At 63.3% G+C, this 14,817-nt stretch carries 11 protein-coding genes; 7 read left to right on the top strand and 4 right to left on the bottom strand.

The window, feature by feature from the left end; all coding sequences use genetic code 11:
* Nucleotides 1–4: 4 nt before the first annotated feature.
* The 3 genes from ACYUME_RS15285 to ACYUME_RS15295 all read left to right on the top strand — a co-directional run bounded on the left by ACYUME_RS15285 (nt 5) and on the right by ACYUME_RS15295 (nt 5,026).
* Nucleotides 5–2,155 carry a S8/S53 family peptidase gene (locus tag ACYUME_RS15285; RefSeq protein WP_460415544.1) on the top strand — a complete coding sequence of 717 codons (2,151 nt, stop codon included), beginning with the start codon at nt 5–7 and terminating at the stop codon, nt 2,153–2,155.
* Complete coding sequence (locus ACYUME_RS15290; protein WP_460415546.1) at nt 2,142–3,368, top strand: trypsin-like serine peptidase; 1,227 nt, start codon at nt 2,142–2,144, stop codon at nt 3,366–3,368. The genes ACYUME_RS15285 and ACYUME_RS15290 overlap by 14 nt, the downstream gene beginning before the upstream one ends.
* Nucleotides 3,369–3,487: 119 nt before the next feature.
* Nucleotides 3,488–5,026 (top strand): hypothetical protein, encoded by a 1,539-nt coding sequence (locus ACYUME_RS15295; protein WP_460415548.1) that lies wholly within the window; start codon nt 3,488–3,490, stop codon nt 5,024–5,026.
* On the opposite strand, the gene ACYUME_RS15300 is transcribed toward ACYUME_RS15295, so the two are convergent.
* A complete protein-coding gene (locus ACYUME_RS15300) occupies nt 5,023–5,775 on the bottom strand; it encodes a class I SAM-dependent methyltransferase (RefSeq protein WP_460415550.1) in 753 nt (250 codons plus the stop codon). The genes ACYUME_RS15295 and ACYUME_RS15300 overlap by 4 nt on opposite strands.
* A 287-nt stretch (nt 5,776–6,062) precedes the next feature.
* On the opposite strand from ACYUME_RS15300, the gene ACYUME_RS15305 reads away from it, so the two are divergent.
* Together ACYUME_RS15305 and ACYUME_RS15310 are read left to right on the top strand one after the other, a co-directional pair.
* Entirely contained in the window at nt 6,063–8,426 is a 2,364-nt protein-coding gene (locus ACYUME_RS15305; protein ID WP_460415552.1) for a hypothetical protein, read from the top strand.
* A 21-nt stretch (nt 8,427–8,447) separates the two neighbouring features.
* Nucleotides 8,448–9,116, top strand: a complete 669-nt coding sequence (locus tag ACYUME_RS15310; protein ID WP_460415553.1) for a class I SAM-dependent methyltransferase — start codon at nt 8,448–8,450, stop codon at nt 9,114–9,116.
* Between the two features lie 6 nt (nt 9,117–9,122).
* On the opposite strand, the gene ACYUME_RS15315 is transcribed toward ACYUME_RS15310, so the two are convergent.
* Nucleotides 9,123–10,028 (bottom strand): NHL repeat-containing protein, encoded by a 906-nt coding sequence (locus ACYUME_RS15315; protein WP_279883697.1) that lies wholly within the window; start codon nt 10,026–10,028, stop codon nt 9,123–9,125.
* 289 nt (nt 10,029–10,317) lie between these two features.
* Between ACYUME_RS15315 and ACYUME_RS15320 the strand changes: the two genes are divergently transcribed.
* Together ACYUME_RS15320 and ACYUME_RS15325 are read left to right on the top strand one after the other, a co-directional pair.
* A complete protein-coding gene (locus ACYUME_RS15320) occupies nt 10,318–11,154 on the top strand; it encodes a bifunctional allantoicase/(S)-ureidoglycine aminohydrolase (protein ID WP_279805832.1) in 837 nt (278 codons plus the stop codon).
* 192 nt (nt 11,155–11,346) lie between these two features.
* Nucleotides 11,347–11,952 carry an START domain-containing protein gene (locus ACYUME_RS15325; protein ID WP_460415556.1) on the top strand — a complete coding sequence of 202 codons (606 nt, stop codon included), beginning with the start codon at nt 11,347–11,349 and terminating at the stop codon, nt 11,950–11,952.
* 165 nt (nt 11,953–12,117) lie between these two features.
* Here ACYUME_RS15325 and ACYUME_RS15330 read toward each other — a convergent pair whose 3' ends face one another.
* Nucleotides 12,118–13,626, bottom strand: coding sequence for an MDR family MFS transporter (locus ACYUME_RS15330; RefSeq protein ID WP_460415558.1), 1,509 nt, complete (start codon nt 13,624–13,626; stop codon nt 12,118–12,120).
* Entirely contained in the window at nt 13,616–14,743 is a 1,128-nt protein-coding gene (locus ACYUME_RS15335; protein ID WP_460415560.1) for an HlyD family efflux transporter periplasmic adaptor subunit, read from the bottom strand. The genes ACYUME_RS15330 and ACYUME_RS15335 overlap by 11 nt, the downstream gene beginning before the upstream one ends.
* Nucleotides 14,744–14,817: the final 74 nt, after the last annotated feature.

Below are 14,817 nucleotides of genomic sequence, written 5' to 3' on the forward strand. Positions count from 1 at the left end.
GACCATGCGCCCACTCTGGCTGCTCGGCCTTACCCTCACCGCGGCGGTCGCCGGCGAGCCTGGGCGTGCGCTGTTGCCGACACCTGATGCATCCGCCTTCAGGCAACTGCGCGAAGAGATCGACCTGGCGGACCGTGAAATCCCTCGCCCACCCGACCAGCTGAACAGCGGCGTGCTGGTGTCCTTCGAAGGAGGCAACGTCGGTCAGACCTTGGCACGGGTGATGCTCGGTCTGAACGAGGATGGCAAGCTGCCGAGCGCACGCCATACCGTGCAGGCCGGGGAGACCCTGTGCGGCCTGCTTGACCAGCGCGGCTATCCGCCACCGTGCCCGCCGTTGCTCGAGGTCGTTCATCGACTCAACCCCGAACGCTCGACGAGCCAACCCCTGCAGGTTGGCGAAGTCCTCAGCCTGCCGACGCTGACACTCTGGCCCGCGATCGCGCGCAAACCGGTGGTGGGGGTGGCTTCGCGCAAGGCAGGCGATTGCCAGCCCGGCTCGGATGGCATGTTCACGTACTGGTCACGCCTGGAGCCGGAGGTGGTGAGTTGTCTGCCATCCTCCACGGTCAACCCACAACCTGTCTCGATCGTGCAGTATCGTGCCTACCAGTTCGTGGTGCCGACGGAAACCGACGAGGCAACCCGGCAACTGCGCGCCGCACTTGAGCGATCGAAAACCACCAACGTGCGCTTCGACGTGATACCCCACCCCTCTGGCGCAGAGCTGCGCCAGTACGCCGAAAGCGGCCCCGGGGCGCCCAATACTTGCGCCGAGGGGCTGAGCGACGAGACGCCATTCAATTACATAGACCTGTTCGACTATGACAGCGATGCCATGCCCGCCGTGCACGAGAGCCTGTCACCCGACGGCGTGGACATCATCCCGCGGGTCGTGCCGGTGGTCCTGATCGACACCCCGGTGGAAAAGTCCCCCAACCTGTACCCTGCCTACAGTGATACGAAGCCGACGCAACCTCTTACCTGCAATTGGAAATCCCCGTTTACCAACAAGTTTCACGGTACCCACCTGGCTGGACTGATCGCCAGCCAGGGTTATGGCTTTCGCAGCATCTCGACCAATGCGGCGATTGTCTCCCATGTCTGGAATGTGGTGAGAGCAGACGGCGAGCTGGCGGAGGCTTCCAACAACCGAAACTACACCCTGAGGCAGCGACTGCTGCGCAACGCCTATCCGAAGAAAGGCTTTCGGCGCGCCATCTACGTCGCGGCCAGCTCATTCTCGTTCTACAACCTGACCCCGACCAGCGACCAGCTGGACAATGAAAGCCTGCGCTGGCAAGAGCCACTGCTCGACACGATCAGGTCCTACTCATCGTTGTTCGTCGTGGCGGCAGGTCAATCGGCCAAGGACGGCGAGCCGCCGGTCAAGCTCACCAACGTTTCCACTCACCTACTGCAAAGCCTGGGCGATCAACGCAATGTCATCGTGGTCACCGCATGCAGCGATTGCCGGCGTGACAAGACAACACTTTTGCCTTCCGCCAATTTTGGCACCGGCCCGATGCCCATCGTTCAAGTCGCGGCGCCCGGCGGGCAGGCGATCCCTGGATGGGTAAGCACGGACAATGTCAGTTCCGCGCGTGGCACCTCCCAGGCAACCGCGCTCGTGGCCAGTGTGGCGGCAGCCATGCTTGGCACGAGGCCAGAGGTCTACGACGATCCGCAATGGATCAAGACCCGCCTGCAGGTGACCTCTCGCCCGATCGCCCCGAATGCGGACGGCACGATCAACCCGGACGCGGCAAAGATCGCCACGGGCGTGGTGGACCCGGTACTGGCGCTGCTCGACCCCGACAAGCACTGGCTCAAGGAGGGCGGCGAATGGAAGGCGGTGAAGATCAGGCGGATAGAGCCCGAATACATTCTTTTCACCGACAAGACCGGCGCACCCGCGCAGATCCGCCGCGACGCCTTGAGCCGTATCCTGACACTGCCAGGTAAACGGCAAGTGGCTTACGTCGATAGCACATTCGAAGGTGCCAGCCCTCCCGGAACCATCCGCCGTGTGGGGCCAAGTCAGGTAACCGAGGGATTCGTGACGCTGTGCGACAGCGCGACTGCACTGCCCCTGACCAATGTCCAGGACCTCATCATTTCCCTGCAAGGTGTCCAGGACAATGAGTGCATTTAAACTGCTTGCCTTGCTGGGCCCCCTGCTGCTGGCTCCTCTGGTTATTGCCGAGCAATGCAAAACCGAGGAATCGGTCACCACTTTCGGTAGCTGGTTTGCCAGTGGCGCCCGCCTGACCGCCGCCAAGCCGTTCCAGTCGATCCAGGCGCAAGCGGCGCAAGGGCCCGCCGACAGCATGAAACTGCGCCTGGAGGTTGCCTCTGGCAGGGACCGCCAGTGGCACGTACTGATCTACGACCCCGACTATCGAGTGCTCGCCAGCCTCGGGCCGGACGACTTCAGCGACGAGCGCGGGGAGCTCACGCAGTCGCGCTGGACCGGGCGCATGTTTCATGACCTTGTTCAGGTCGAGTTGGTTACCGCCCGCCCCGACTCGGACATCGTCATCAAGATCCCCGCAGGCATTGCCCTGCCAAAGGAAAGCAGCGACCAGCGCGTGTACTCCGCACAGGACGCGAGCAACCCGCGCTGGCGCAAGCTGTTCCCGGATAACCACGGCACCAGCGCCACGCTGCCACGCAAGGCCGGCGCCAAGGTCGGCATGCTGATGACCGGTTTGCAAGTCCCCGGTGGCGGCAAGAGCGCCTGGTGTTGTTCGGTGGTGATGATCGGACGCGGCCTGGCACTGACCAACTGGCATTGTGGCGGCGACAACGGCTGGATGCAGGCCGCGGACTACTGGGAGGGTAATGTCTGCGCCAACGCAACGCTTGATCTCGCCTGGGATGGCGGTGATGTGAGGCGTCAGTACAACTGCACCGGTGTCGTGGTCAAAAACGAGACACTGGATTTTGCGGTGCTGCGCGTGAAGCCGGTGGTGGGCACTGGCGGCCTGGCAGGAGAACCGGTGTACGAGCGGCTGTCCAGCACGCCCAGCGCGGCGCTCGGCGATGCGTTCGTCGTGCATCACGCCCTGTGCCAGACCAAGCAGGTGAGCGACAAGTGCAGGATCGGCTCGCTCAACTACGCGAACTGGCTCAAGGACAGCTCGCAGACCGAGCTCACCCATAACTGCGATACCGAGCATGGGTCATCCGGGGCCGGTGTCTTCGATGCCCAAGGAAAGATGGTCGCACTGCACCACCTGGGTTTCAGGCGCAATCCCCAGACCTGTGAAGAGCAAGACAAGCTCAACAAGGCAGTACCGCTGACCCGCATCATCGACCATATCAAGGCCAACACTCCCGAGCTGGCCAAAGAGCTGGGGTTGTGATGACCCGAGTTATCCTCGATGACGCCTGATCGGAATAATCTCACACGCTTGAGAGAAATCTCGGAAGGATAGCCATGCTTTGCTACGCCCCTGGCATTTTTCCATGACAGGAGGCCCCTGTGCTCAAACCCGCCCAGCTCGAAAAGCTCCGTGAAGTCATCTCCGAAAACCTGCGCGTGCAGCGCGACAACGACCCCATCGAATACATCAGCGTGGGCACCGCCCTGCAGGATGCGATATCCAAGCAGAACCACGCCATCTTCGCCCGGCGCGGCTGCGGCAAGACGTTGCTGCTGCATCACTCGTCGAGGAACCTCAAGCCCGAACTCAAGAGCATCTACCTCAATTGCGAGGACTTCAAACGCCACTCCTTCCCCAATGTGCTGGTGGAAATCCTGGCGTCGATCTTCCGCGAACTCGACAAGAACATCTCCGGCTGGTTCGGCAAGAAGAAGAAACTCAAGCTCATCATCAAAGACATCCTCGACAAGCTGAAAACCCTGCACGTGGACGCCGACGCCCATGAGGAAGAGGTGAAAAGCAAGGCTGCCACCGAACACAACAGTGGCTTCGACGCCGGCATCGCGATCGAGCAGATCACCTTCAATGGCAAGAGCATGGCCAGGGAAACCCAGGAGGTGGAGAGGTCGTTCAAGATCCATCGCCAGAAGCTGCAAGAGCTCGACCTCTGGCTGCCCCAGCTGAAGGAGAACCTTCGCGAGCTGTTCGGCGCCTCGAGCACGGTGAAGGGCATCATCCTGCAGATCGACGACCTCTATCACCTCAAGCGCACCGACCAGGCCTTCGTCATCGACTACGTCCATCGCCTCTGCAAGGACATCCCCATCTACTTCAAGATCGCCACCCTGCGCCACTCCTCCACCTTGTACGTCGATCGCGACGGACAGCCCATCGGTGCCCAGGAGCGCCACGACTATCAACCGATCGACATCGACTACACCTTCAGCAACTTCCCCAGGACCCTGAGGCAGAACCACGCCATCCTGGTCCAGTTCGGCGCCCAGGCGGGCATCAGCGAATCGCAGATCATGGGGCTGTTCAAGGGCGAAGGTTTCGACCGCCTGGTCATGGCCGGCGGTGGCGTGCCGCGCGACGTGCTGTCGCTGTTCCTGCACCTGCTCAATGAAACCGTGCAGGACGACGCCGGCAAGATCGGCAAGGACGAGGTGCGGACGCTTTCGAGGAACAACTTCGAACGCAAGATCGAGGAGCTCAAGCAGGACTCCAAGGACGATGAACAGGACGACCTGGTCAAGGGCATCTACATCATCAAGAGTTTCTGCCTGGACAAGAAGAACAACATCTTCGTCATCGAGGAAAAGCTGCTGCAGCAGAACGACGCCCTGCGCGCCCTGATCTATCGGTTGCTCGACTATCGCATCATCCACAGTTGCGCCACGGCCCTTACCCACAAGTCAGCGGAAGGCACATTCCAGGCATTCGCCGTGGACATCGGCTGCTATGCCCACTACCGCAAACTCGACGGGCGCTTCAACGAAATCGATGTCACCGATACCGCCGCCAAGGAACGCATGCGTTCCGCGCCGATTCTCGACCAGACCAAGATCGATAACATCGTCGCCTCGCTGCCCCGCCATGGCCCGGTGGAGCTGCTGACCGAGGCCATGGAGGCCTAGGGCTTCCTGGCCCGGCAGGCGAATGCCAGGTCACCGATGTAGATGCCCTGCGACTGCTTGCGCTCAGCCTCGAGCCGCGCCTGCAGGGTATCGATCCCCACCTGCCTGGCCGTGGCGACACCGAGGGCCACGATGCGCGGCAGGCAGGCACGAATGATCGAGGCGAGACCTGTATCGTTGTCGGGCGTCTGCACCAGGCATTCGGCACGCACGTCTTCCACCAGCAGGCCGGCCTGGCTCATGATCCGGTACAGGTTGAACCCCATGTGCAGGTCGGCGCCCTCCGCGGCCAGCATGCGCTGCAGCCAGCGGGTCGCCTTGCGATGCACGGGAAACGGCTCCAGGCTGGCCGGTACCAGCGTGGTGTCATGTTCCTGGAACACCATCACACCGCCTGGCAGCAAGTGCCGGGCCAGCACGCGTACCGCCTTCACTGCATCGGCCTGATACATCAGCACCCGGCGCCCGACGACGGCGTCGAACAAGCCGAGCGATTGTGGCAATGCGTGAAGGTCGGCAAGCACGAACTCAGGCCGCGCCGCGCCTTTGGGCAGCCCGCGCTGTCGCGCCACCGTCAATGCCACGTCCGATTGGTCGATACCCACCACCGCGCCATCGCCATCAACCAGGCTGGCCAGCACCAGGCTCACATCGCCATGACCGCAACCGACATCGAGCACGCGCATGCCCGGGCCGATCCCGGCATCGAGCAACAACCGCGTGGTGAAATCCGCTTTCGCAAGTGACATGCCATGCTCCTTCGCCAGGCGCCAGTGTGCCGAGCCACGCAACCAGAAGACAAGAAGGCAAGCGTCGAGATGATCGCATGGTTGCTGGCTGACGCCCGCGGCAGAGCCATGCCAGGCCTCTGTTGTCTGTTAGAGTGACGGGGCTGGGGCGAAACAATCCTTGGGCCATGTCCCTGGTAATAGTGACGCATCGCCTGGATGATCGCTCCCATGCCCTGCCCGTCCCGGTTTGCCAAGCCAGCTGAATACGCGTCGATAGAATGACTGATCACTTCAGGACCAGAGAAATGAAAGGAAGCAGTGGTGGTGCCGCCACCAACAGCGGCATCGATTACCAACAGCGCGTCGCTGCTTTTTTTACCTTGGCCATGGCCCTCAAGCTCGACTGCTCCAATGTACTGGAACGCAACGAGGCAACAGAGATTCACGGTATCGCCTATGAAACGGCGGACGCGATCGATGATGTCGTGCTGACCCATGCGGCTTGCAAGACTTTTCTGCAGGTCAAGCGAAAGTTGTCGCTCTCGGAGCAACCCCAATCCGACTTCTGCAAGACGATCGATCAGTTTGTTCGTCAGTCACTGGGGTCAAGAAGTCCTGCCGACTGCTATGCAATCGTCACCACCCCGGACACTTCGAGAAAAATCACCTCGGACCTTCGCAAGATCACCACCTCCGCCCGGCTGAACACGGCAGCGGCGATGGAAAACCCGTTGACCCTGAGCGAACAAGCGGCTTACGACCTGCTGGTCAGGTGTATCGAAAGGGCGTTCCTGATCTACGCCGGCACTCCAGCCAGCCCACAGGACATACAGCGTCTTCTCAGGCAAACCTACATCATCACCCTGGACATCGAGCATGGATCGTCCTACGAGAAGGCCTTTCTGCTGTCCATCTCCCATCAACTGAACACCGCGCCCGAGTTGTTATGGGGCTATGTGAGGTCGAAAACCCTGGACTGGTCCAAGCAGCGCCAGTCCGTCAATCTGCAGGGCGTGCGGGCAATACTGGACACGTTCCATGACCAGGTGAACCACGACCAGCCGTCACCTGTTGACTCGCTTCGCGTCCAGCTGGCATTCGACCCTGAAAAGTACGACATCTGCGCCGGCCGTGAGGTGGTACTCATCCGCTCGTTCGTAGAGGAGTTCGACCTGCAATTGCTGGAGTTCTACAGGTTTGACGATCAGGGGAATTTCAGGCTGCGCTTTCACGAGAACACCCTGGAGTTGAGCGACGGTAGCCACCATCCGCTTGTGGCAAGATTCTCGACGTTCTCTGGCGCCAAAAGGTTTCTCCTCGAACAGCCGCTGCCGGAGAAGACACGGCTGATGCTGGGCCCGATGAATAGCGAGCGTGACGAAGACGCCACCCCGTTAGCGGTCGCCTATGGCGAAAAGATCAGAAGAAAACTGCTGGAGAACACGACGTACTCCAAATGCATCCACTGCGACGCAGGGCTTTCGGAACACGCGTTGGCCATCGAGATCCAGGAGTGCGAGCTGCCCTTTGACGCGGGCTTCATTCACGAGGATTGTCTGCGACCTTCCGACAGGGTGCTGGGTGTCGCTGGCAATCCTGGGATGACCAGGCACCCGGAGCTGAAAAACTTCGACTACCAACGCTGGTTCTTCAGCCTGGATCACGGTCAGGCGGTCTGGAACGGCTCCGAGCTGCTCAACCAAGCCATCAAGCACATGTGGTGGAACAACCCGTCGCCCTCGGACACTCAGGGCAAACACTGCATCAAGGTACGCCTGGAGGATGGATCGTTGCGCTACGTGCAACAGCGTGGCAAGGTCCAGCGCTTCGACAGCGAGCAGGTCGCCACGGTCACGGCGGGGCTGAACGAATGGCGGGAAAGCAAGAAAGCCCAAGGCAATCCGCTTTGCTATTCGGCTGACGGCTCGCTTCAGGCAGGCCAGGCGGACATCGAGCAGTTTGCCCACCACCCCCTGGACCTGATCGAATGCCTCGAGTTTCAAAGCGCCGCCTATACCAGGGGGATTTCCCAGCTGCACGACCGTGTCAAGAATTTCTATACCCCACTGGCCATGCTGACGCATCGGCAAGACGGCAGCCCGATCACCTTCGACAATGCATTGTTCCTCAGCACATCGCCGTTCGAGCTGAAGCAGTATCTGAAGAACTGGTTGCGGATCGGCTTCTCGCCCAGCGCCTACACCCTCGACATCATCGAGCGCGACGAAGACTTCGACAGGCTAATGCAACGCTGTGGTCATCAAGGCATTCAGGTGGTCGTCGACCCACTGTTCGATTCCGCAGGGAAACTGATGAAGGGCTGCATCGTGGTGGACCAGCTCGATAGCCTCGGTCCAATGCATGAGCGTGCTGCGCGGATATACATTTTCACGCATCCGGACGGAACGTTCCGCCATCTATATCACGTGCCCACAAGTGGCCTTGCATTGTTGCTCAGCGCAAACTGTCAGGGGCAAGGATGCGATTGCCTGGGATGCCAGGTTCAGGAACAGCTGCTGCGCGTGCATGGCGAGGAAAATCTCGAGATAACTGCGACCAACAGCCGAACGCTGGTCGTGACCGTGGACGACAGGGAGTTCGATTGGGGCGAAGCGTTCATCGCCGATAACGCGGTCGACTGGCAGGACTGGAAAGATAGGCTGGAATGACCGCGAACGGAGCCTGCGCCAATGACTGAAGACCCGCTTTTACACAGCTGGCATCTCAATGCCCAGCGTTGGATCGAAGCCGTGCGTGGCGGCGCAATCGAATCTCGCCGCCAGGTCACTGACAACGCCATGCTTTTCGCCGTGCTCAGCCGCCAGCCCACGCATGTGCTCGACCTCGGCTGCGGCGAAGGCTGGCTGCTGCGCGCGCTGGCCGAGCGAGGCATCGAGGCGACCGGGGTGGATGGCGATGCCACGCTGGTCGATGCCGCGCGAACAGCGGGATCGATGGCGGTACATCTGGCCAGTTATGAGCAACTGGTCAGCGGCGAGCGGGTGATCGCGGGAACCTTCGATGTGATCTGTGCCAACTTCGCCCTCTTGCAGCAGGACATCATTCCCTTGTTGGCAGCCATGCGCGAGCGCTTGGCACCAGGTGGCGCGCTGGTGATCCAGACGCTGCATCCGTGGACCGCGGCGGCCGGCGATTATCAGGATGGCTGGCGGGAAGAATCTTTCGTCGGCTTCGCCGGGGACTGGAAGCCGATGCCCTGGTATTTCAGGACCTTGGGCAGCTGGTTGAATGCCCTGCAGATGGCCGGACTCCAGTTGCTCGAACTGAGCGAACCGCAACACCCGCAAAGCAAGGTACCGCAGGCACTGCTGCTGGTAGCCGCCCGGCCTGCGTCATGACCCAGGTCATGCCCCGGGAACTGGCGGCGCCTCGACCTGGGCTGTCTCCACGGTCACGGGCGGCGTCAGGCGCAATACCCGGTCGCGACCACCTTCGGCCAGCAGGTATCCACCCTTGCCATCGGCGACGATGGCCTGCGGGGCCTTCAGGAAGCTGAGCACCGTGTGCCGCGTGCCGCTGCCATCGATGCGCAGCAGGCGCGCACGGTGGGTCGAATCCTCGCTGATCCACAACCCGCGCGCATCGCAGAACAGGAAGGTAGGATTGCGCAGGCCATCGACCACCACCGGGTCTTCGCCCTCGGGGTTGTAGGCGCGAACCCTGCCGTTGGCCTTCTCGGTATACAGCAGGCGCCCATCGGTGCAGCGGGTCAGTCCTTCGGTTTCGGTGAGGCCGGCCCGCAGCACATCGAGATGGCCACTGCGCCAGTCGTAGCGCATCAGGCGGCCATCGCCTTTGCGGTCCTCGATGGCGTACAGGTGGTCGCCATCGTTGAACAGGCCTTGCACATTGTTGCCCTCGAACAACGTGGTGGTCTGGCCATTGCGCGCCAGGCTGACCGGCGCCCCGCCCACCTCCTGGCTGAACGCCCAGCCGCCCTCGACGGCCACCATGCCGTCAGGCTTGGACAAACCGTCGAGCACGATCACCCGGTCGCCCTCGGCCGTGATGCGCATGATGCTGCCCTTGCCGCCATTGAGCTCTCGGCTCACCAGCAGGCTGCCATCGGCCTGTGGCAGCAGCGAGGCCGCGCGAGTCACCGAATTGTGCAGCACCTGCACGCCCCAGCCCTCGGCGGCCTGCACCGGGTAGAAGGTCTGCCAGGCGAAAAAGCCCAGGGCACCGGCCAGCAGGCCCGCCGAGGCGGTCAGGGTAAGGCGGACACCACGCTTGCGCAGGACATGCATCATTGGATCGACTCCCAGGAAGTGCCGGCGATGCTAGCAAGGTGATGTGAAAAAAATGTCGTTGCCATGAACGATCGGATGCGCCCTACAAGATGGAAGGTGGAACCCAGACGATCGACGATCCCAAACTCACGCCAATAACCCTGTACGCATTCAGCAAGCAAATACCGGGTATTCCAACATTTAATTTGTGGATGCCATCGACTGGCCCATATGCTGTCCGTGCATCCCCTGCACGCACCGGCCGGTGTGGTCCAAGGCACGGGGAGAGAACAACAAGTCGAGACCGTTCATGTCGAAATCCTCCTACTTCGCCCCCCACGGTGGGCACCCGGCTCAGACCGAGCTGCTGACTGACCGTGCCATGTTCACCGAGGCCTATGCGGTCATTCCCAAGGGCGTGATGCGTGACATCGTCACCAGCCATCTGCCGTTCTGGGACAAGATGCGCATGTGGGTCATCGCCCGTCCGCTGACCGGCTTCGCCGAGACCTTCTCGCAGTACATCGTCGAAGTCGCCCCCGAAGGTGGCAGCGAACGCCCCGAGCTGGACCCGAACGCCGAAGCGGTGCTGTTCGTGGTCGAAGGCCAGATCGACATCACCGTCGAAGGCAAGCACCACACCCTGGTGCCGGGCGGCTACGCCTTCCTGGCGCCAGGCGCCGAGTGGAGCCTGCGCAACAACAGCAAGGCCAACGTCACCTTCCACTGGCTGCGCAAGCACTACCAGAAGGTCGAAGGCCTGCCGGTTCCCGAGTCCTTCGTCACCCACCGCGACAACGCCACGGTCATCGAGATGCCGGGCACCGAAGGCCGCTGGGTCACCACCCGTTTCGTCGACATGGCCGACATGCGCCACGACATGCACGTGAACATCGTCACCTTCCAGCCGGGCGGCGTGATCCCGTTCGCCGAGACCCACGTCATGGAGCACGGCCTGTATGTGCTCGAAGGCAAGGCGGTGTATCGCCTGAACCAGGACTGGGTCGAGGTCGAGGCCGGCGACTTCATGTGGCTGCGCGCCTTCTGCCCGCAGGCTTGCTACTCCGGCGGCCCAGGCCCCTTCAGCTACCTGCTGTACAAGGACGTCAACCGCCACGTGCACCTGACCCTCAACCCGCAGCGCTGATGCTTTCAGCTTGACCCTGCAGATGCCGCCAGGCCCTGCATGTTGCCTGTGAGAGCAAGTTCCCCCGCGAATGCGGCGACGCATTCGCGGGTAAACCCGCTCCCACAGGATCCTCGCTGCCTCGTGGGCGATGGCTGCACCGCCGTGCATTCCCGGCCATACTGAGCGGATGTCCTCTCCCGGCCTGATGCCATGCGCCCGCCCCGATTGCTCATCGCCCTGCCGCTCCTGCTGTCGGCCACCGTGCTGTTGGCCGATGACTGGCAACTTGCCCAGCAGCAAGACGGCATCGACGTCTACCTGAGCCGCGTCGACGGCTCCAGCTACCAGCAATTTCGAGGCGTCGCCCGAATCAAGGCCAGCCTGCGCACCCTTACCGACCTGCAGGAGAACCTACGGGTGGCCTGCAAGTGGCTATATGCCTGCGCCGACATGCGCCTGCTGGAGGTCGACGGCGACCGCACCTGGGTCTATCTCACCACCACTCTGCCCTGGCCCGCCAAGCCACGGGACATGGTGCTGAAAGTCCAGACCGAGCGCCTGGACGACGGCACCCTGGTCCGCCACCTGAGCGCCGAGCCCGGCAGGGTCCCGGTCGACCCCGGGCTGATTCGCGTACGTCGGCTCAGCGGCGAGTGGATCATGCGCCCGCTGGGCGAGCGCGAGACCGAGGTCACCTACCAGCTGCGCGCCGACCCGGCCGGCGATGTGCCGGGCTGGCTAGCCAACCAGTTCGTGGTGGACGCGCCGATGGTCACCCTGCGCACCCTGCGTGCCGTGGCGGAGCGCCAGCCGTGAGCACTAGTGTCCTGTCTCGGAAATACGTTCTCTTTTGGCAAGTGGCTTGGGTGCTCGGCCAAGGCGCCGCGACGAGTCATAGCAGGGCTATGGCGAGGAGTGGCAACGCCGGTCGGGCGCCCAAGACGCCGCCAAAAGTGAACAGCTTGTTTCCGAGACAGGACACTAGCGGCTGCGCAGCAGCAGTGACGCCACCGCGCACCCCAGCAAAGCCAGGCACGACAGGTAGAACGCATCCGAGTACGCCATCAGGTATGCCTGCTCGCGCACGCTCTGGTCGATCAGTGCCAGGGTCTGCATCACCTCGGGCGACTGCGGGTCGACCAGACCGCCCGGCAGGCGCTGCTGCAGCGCGCCGTCGAACAGCGTCAGCCCTTCGCCGATGCGTACCGAATGAAAGCGCTCGCGCTGCGACACCAGTTGCGTGAGCAACGCCGTGCCCAGCGCTCCGCCCAGGTTGCGCAACATGGAGATCAGCGCCGAGGCGGAGCCGGCCTGGGCCTTGTCCAGCCCCTTCACCGCCAGCACCGACAGCGCCACCATGATCAGCGGCTGGCCGATGCCGCGCACCACCGTCGAGGGGATGATCACATTGCTGCCCGCGTCTACCGTCAACTGCGATCCCAGCCAGCAGCCCAGGGCCATGATGGCGAAGCCGCTGGCCACCAGCAGCTTGGCATTGAGCCAGCGCATCAGTCGCGGCAACAGCGGCGCCAGCAGCAACTGCACCAGGCCGTAGGCGATCAGGCTCTTGCCGATCTCGCTGGCGCTGTAGCCCTGCACCAGCGACAGATAGTTGGGCACCAGGAATACCAGGCCAAAGGTGGCCGCGCCGAACACCGCCATGGCCAGGCTGGACACGCCGAAATTGTAGCTGGCCAGAAGACGCAGGTTGATGAACGGCCGCGCGCCCCACAGCTGACGCTGGATGAACAGCCCCAGGGCGATCACGGCGACGATGCTGAAACCGACGATGAAGCGCGAATCGAACCAGTCCTTGCGCCCGCCCTCTTCCAGCACGATCTGCAAGGCGCCCAGGCCCAGGGCCATGGCCACGATTCCCAGCCAGTCGGCCCGGCGCAAGGCGCTGCGATCACCCGCCTGGCCCTTGATCGACCAGGCTACCGCGGCGAGCAAGGCGATACCGGGCGGCAGCTGGAGCAGGAAGATCCAGCGCCAGGAATACATGTCGGTCAGCCAGCCACCGATCGACGGCCCGGCGGCCTGGGCGACACTGTTGGCCAAGCTGAACAGCGCCATGCCCAAGGGAATGCGGCTGGCCGGCAGCTCGGTGATGATCAGTTGCATCGACAACGGGATCAGCACCGCGCCGGAGGCGCCCTGGATCACCCGCAAGGTGATCATCGCCTCCAGGCTCGGCGCCAGCGCGCAACTCACCGAGCTGACCAGGAACACCGCCGAGCCCACCAGCATCACCCGGCGCAGGGAGAACACCTGCACCAGCCAGGCCGTGAGCGGAATCATGCTGATCTCGGCCACCAGGTAGGCGGTGGAAATCCACGACCCCTCCTCGAAGCTCGCCCCCAGCGCGCCTTCGATCTCCGGCAGCGCGGCGCTGGTGACATGCACGTTCATGCCCGCCATGAAACAGCCGAACAAGCCACCGATCACCGCCACCCAGGCCCGGGCGGAGACGCTCTCTTCAGCGCTCATGCCGGGTGTCCACCGTGGCGATCACCGACATGCCCGGCAGCAGCCGCTGCGTGTCATCGGAGGCGGGGTCGAGGTGAATGCGCACCGGGAAGCGCTGGACGATCTTGGTGAAATTGCCGGTGGCGTTGTCCGGCGGCAGCAGCGCGAACACCGCGCCCGAACCTGGCGAGACGCTGTCCACGGTACCGCGCCAGTGCTGGCCGAAGGTATCCACCTCCAGCGTCACCGCTTGCCCGGGGCGCATATGCGCGAGCTGGGTTTCCTTGAAGTTGGCCACCACGTACGCCTCGGCCACCGGCACCACCGCCAACAGCGGCAGGCCGGGCGTCACGAATTGCTGCTGGCGTACCTTGCGCTGGCCGACCATGCCGTCGAATGGCGCGCGGATCTCGGTGTCGGCCAGGGCGCTACGGGCCAGGTCCGCCTCCGCGCGCGCCTGTTCGAGGTCGGCCAGGCGTTGCTGCAACTCGGCCTCCAACTGGCGCCCCTGCTGGGCCAGCACCGCCTTGCGCGCGTGCTGGCGGGCCAGCTCGGCATCGGCGGCGCGCTGTACGGCATTGGCCTGGATCCGGGTAGCCCGTGCCTGCTCCATGCGCTGCACGCTCGCTGCCTGCCATTGCGCCAGGTGCTGATAGCGTTGCCAGTCGGCCTCGGCCCGCTGCGCCTCGCCACGGCTGCCGCCGCGCTCGGCTTCGGCCCGGGCGATGGCCTGCTCCTGTTCGTCCTGCTCGGCGGCGAACATGCGCAGGCGCATCCGTTGCACCTGCACCGCCGCCTCGCTGACCGCCAGGCGCGCCTCGGCCTGGCGCAGGCGGTCACGAAAGTCGCGGGCATCCAGGCGTACCAGCAGATCCCCGGCCTTGACCGTGGCGTTGTCCGCCACCGTCACCTCGGCGACGTAACCGCTGACCCGGGCGCTGATCGGTGCCCAGTCGGCACGCACATAGGCGTCGTCGGTCTGCTGCAGAAAGCGCCCGTCGAGCCACCAATAGGCACCATAGGCGGCCGCCAGCAAGCCCAGTCCCCCGGCCAGGCCGAAGCGCAACAGGCGCTGCCGGCGCCGGGCGCGGGTTTGTTCGAAGGTGTGCTGGGGATCTGGGCTGACCGCCTGGTTCATGCTGGGCTCCATCCGATGAAGGGGAGCGCCAGCGTACGGAATCCAACGCTGTCGTTCGCTCGCGAATCAGCAGG

The sequence above is a fragment of the Pseudomonas sp. microsymbiont 2 genome (assembly GCF_054788395.1).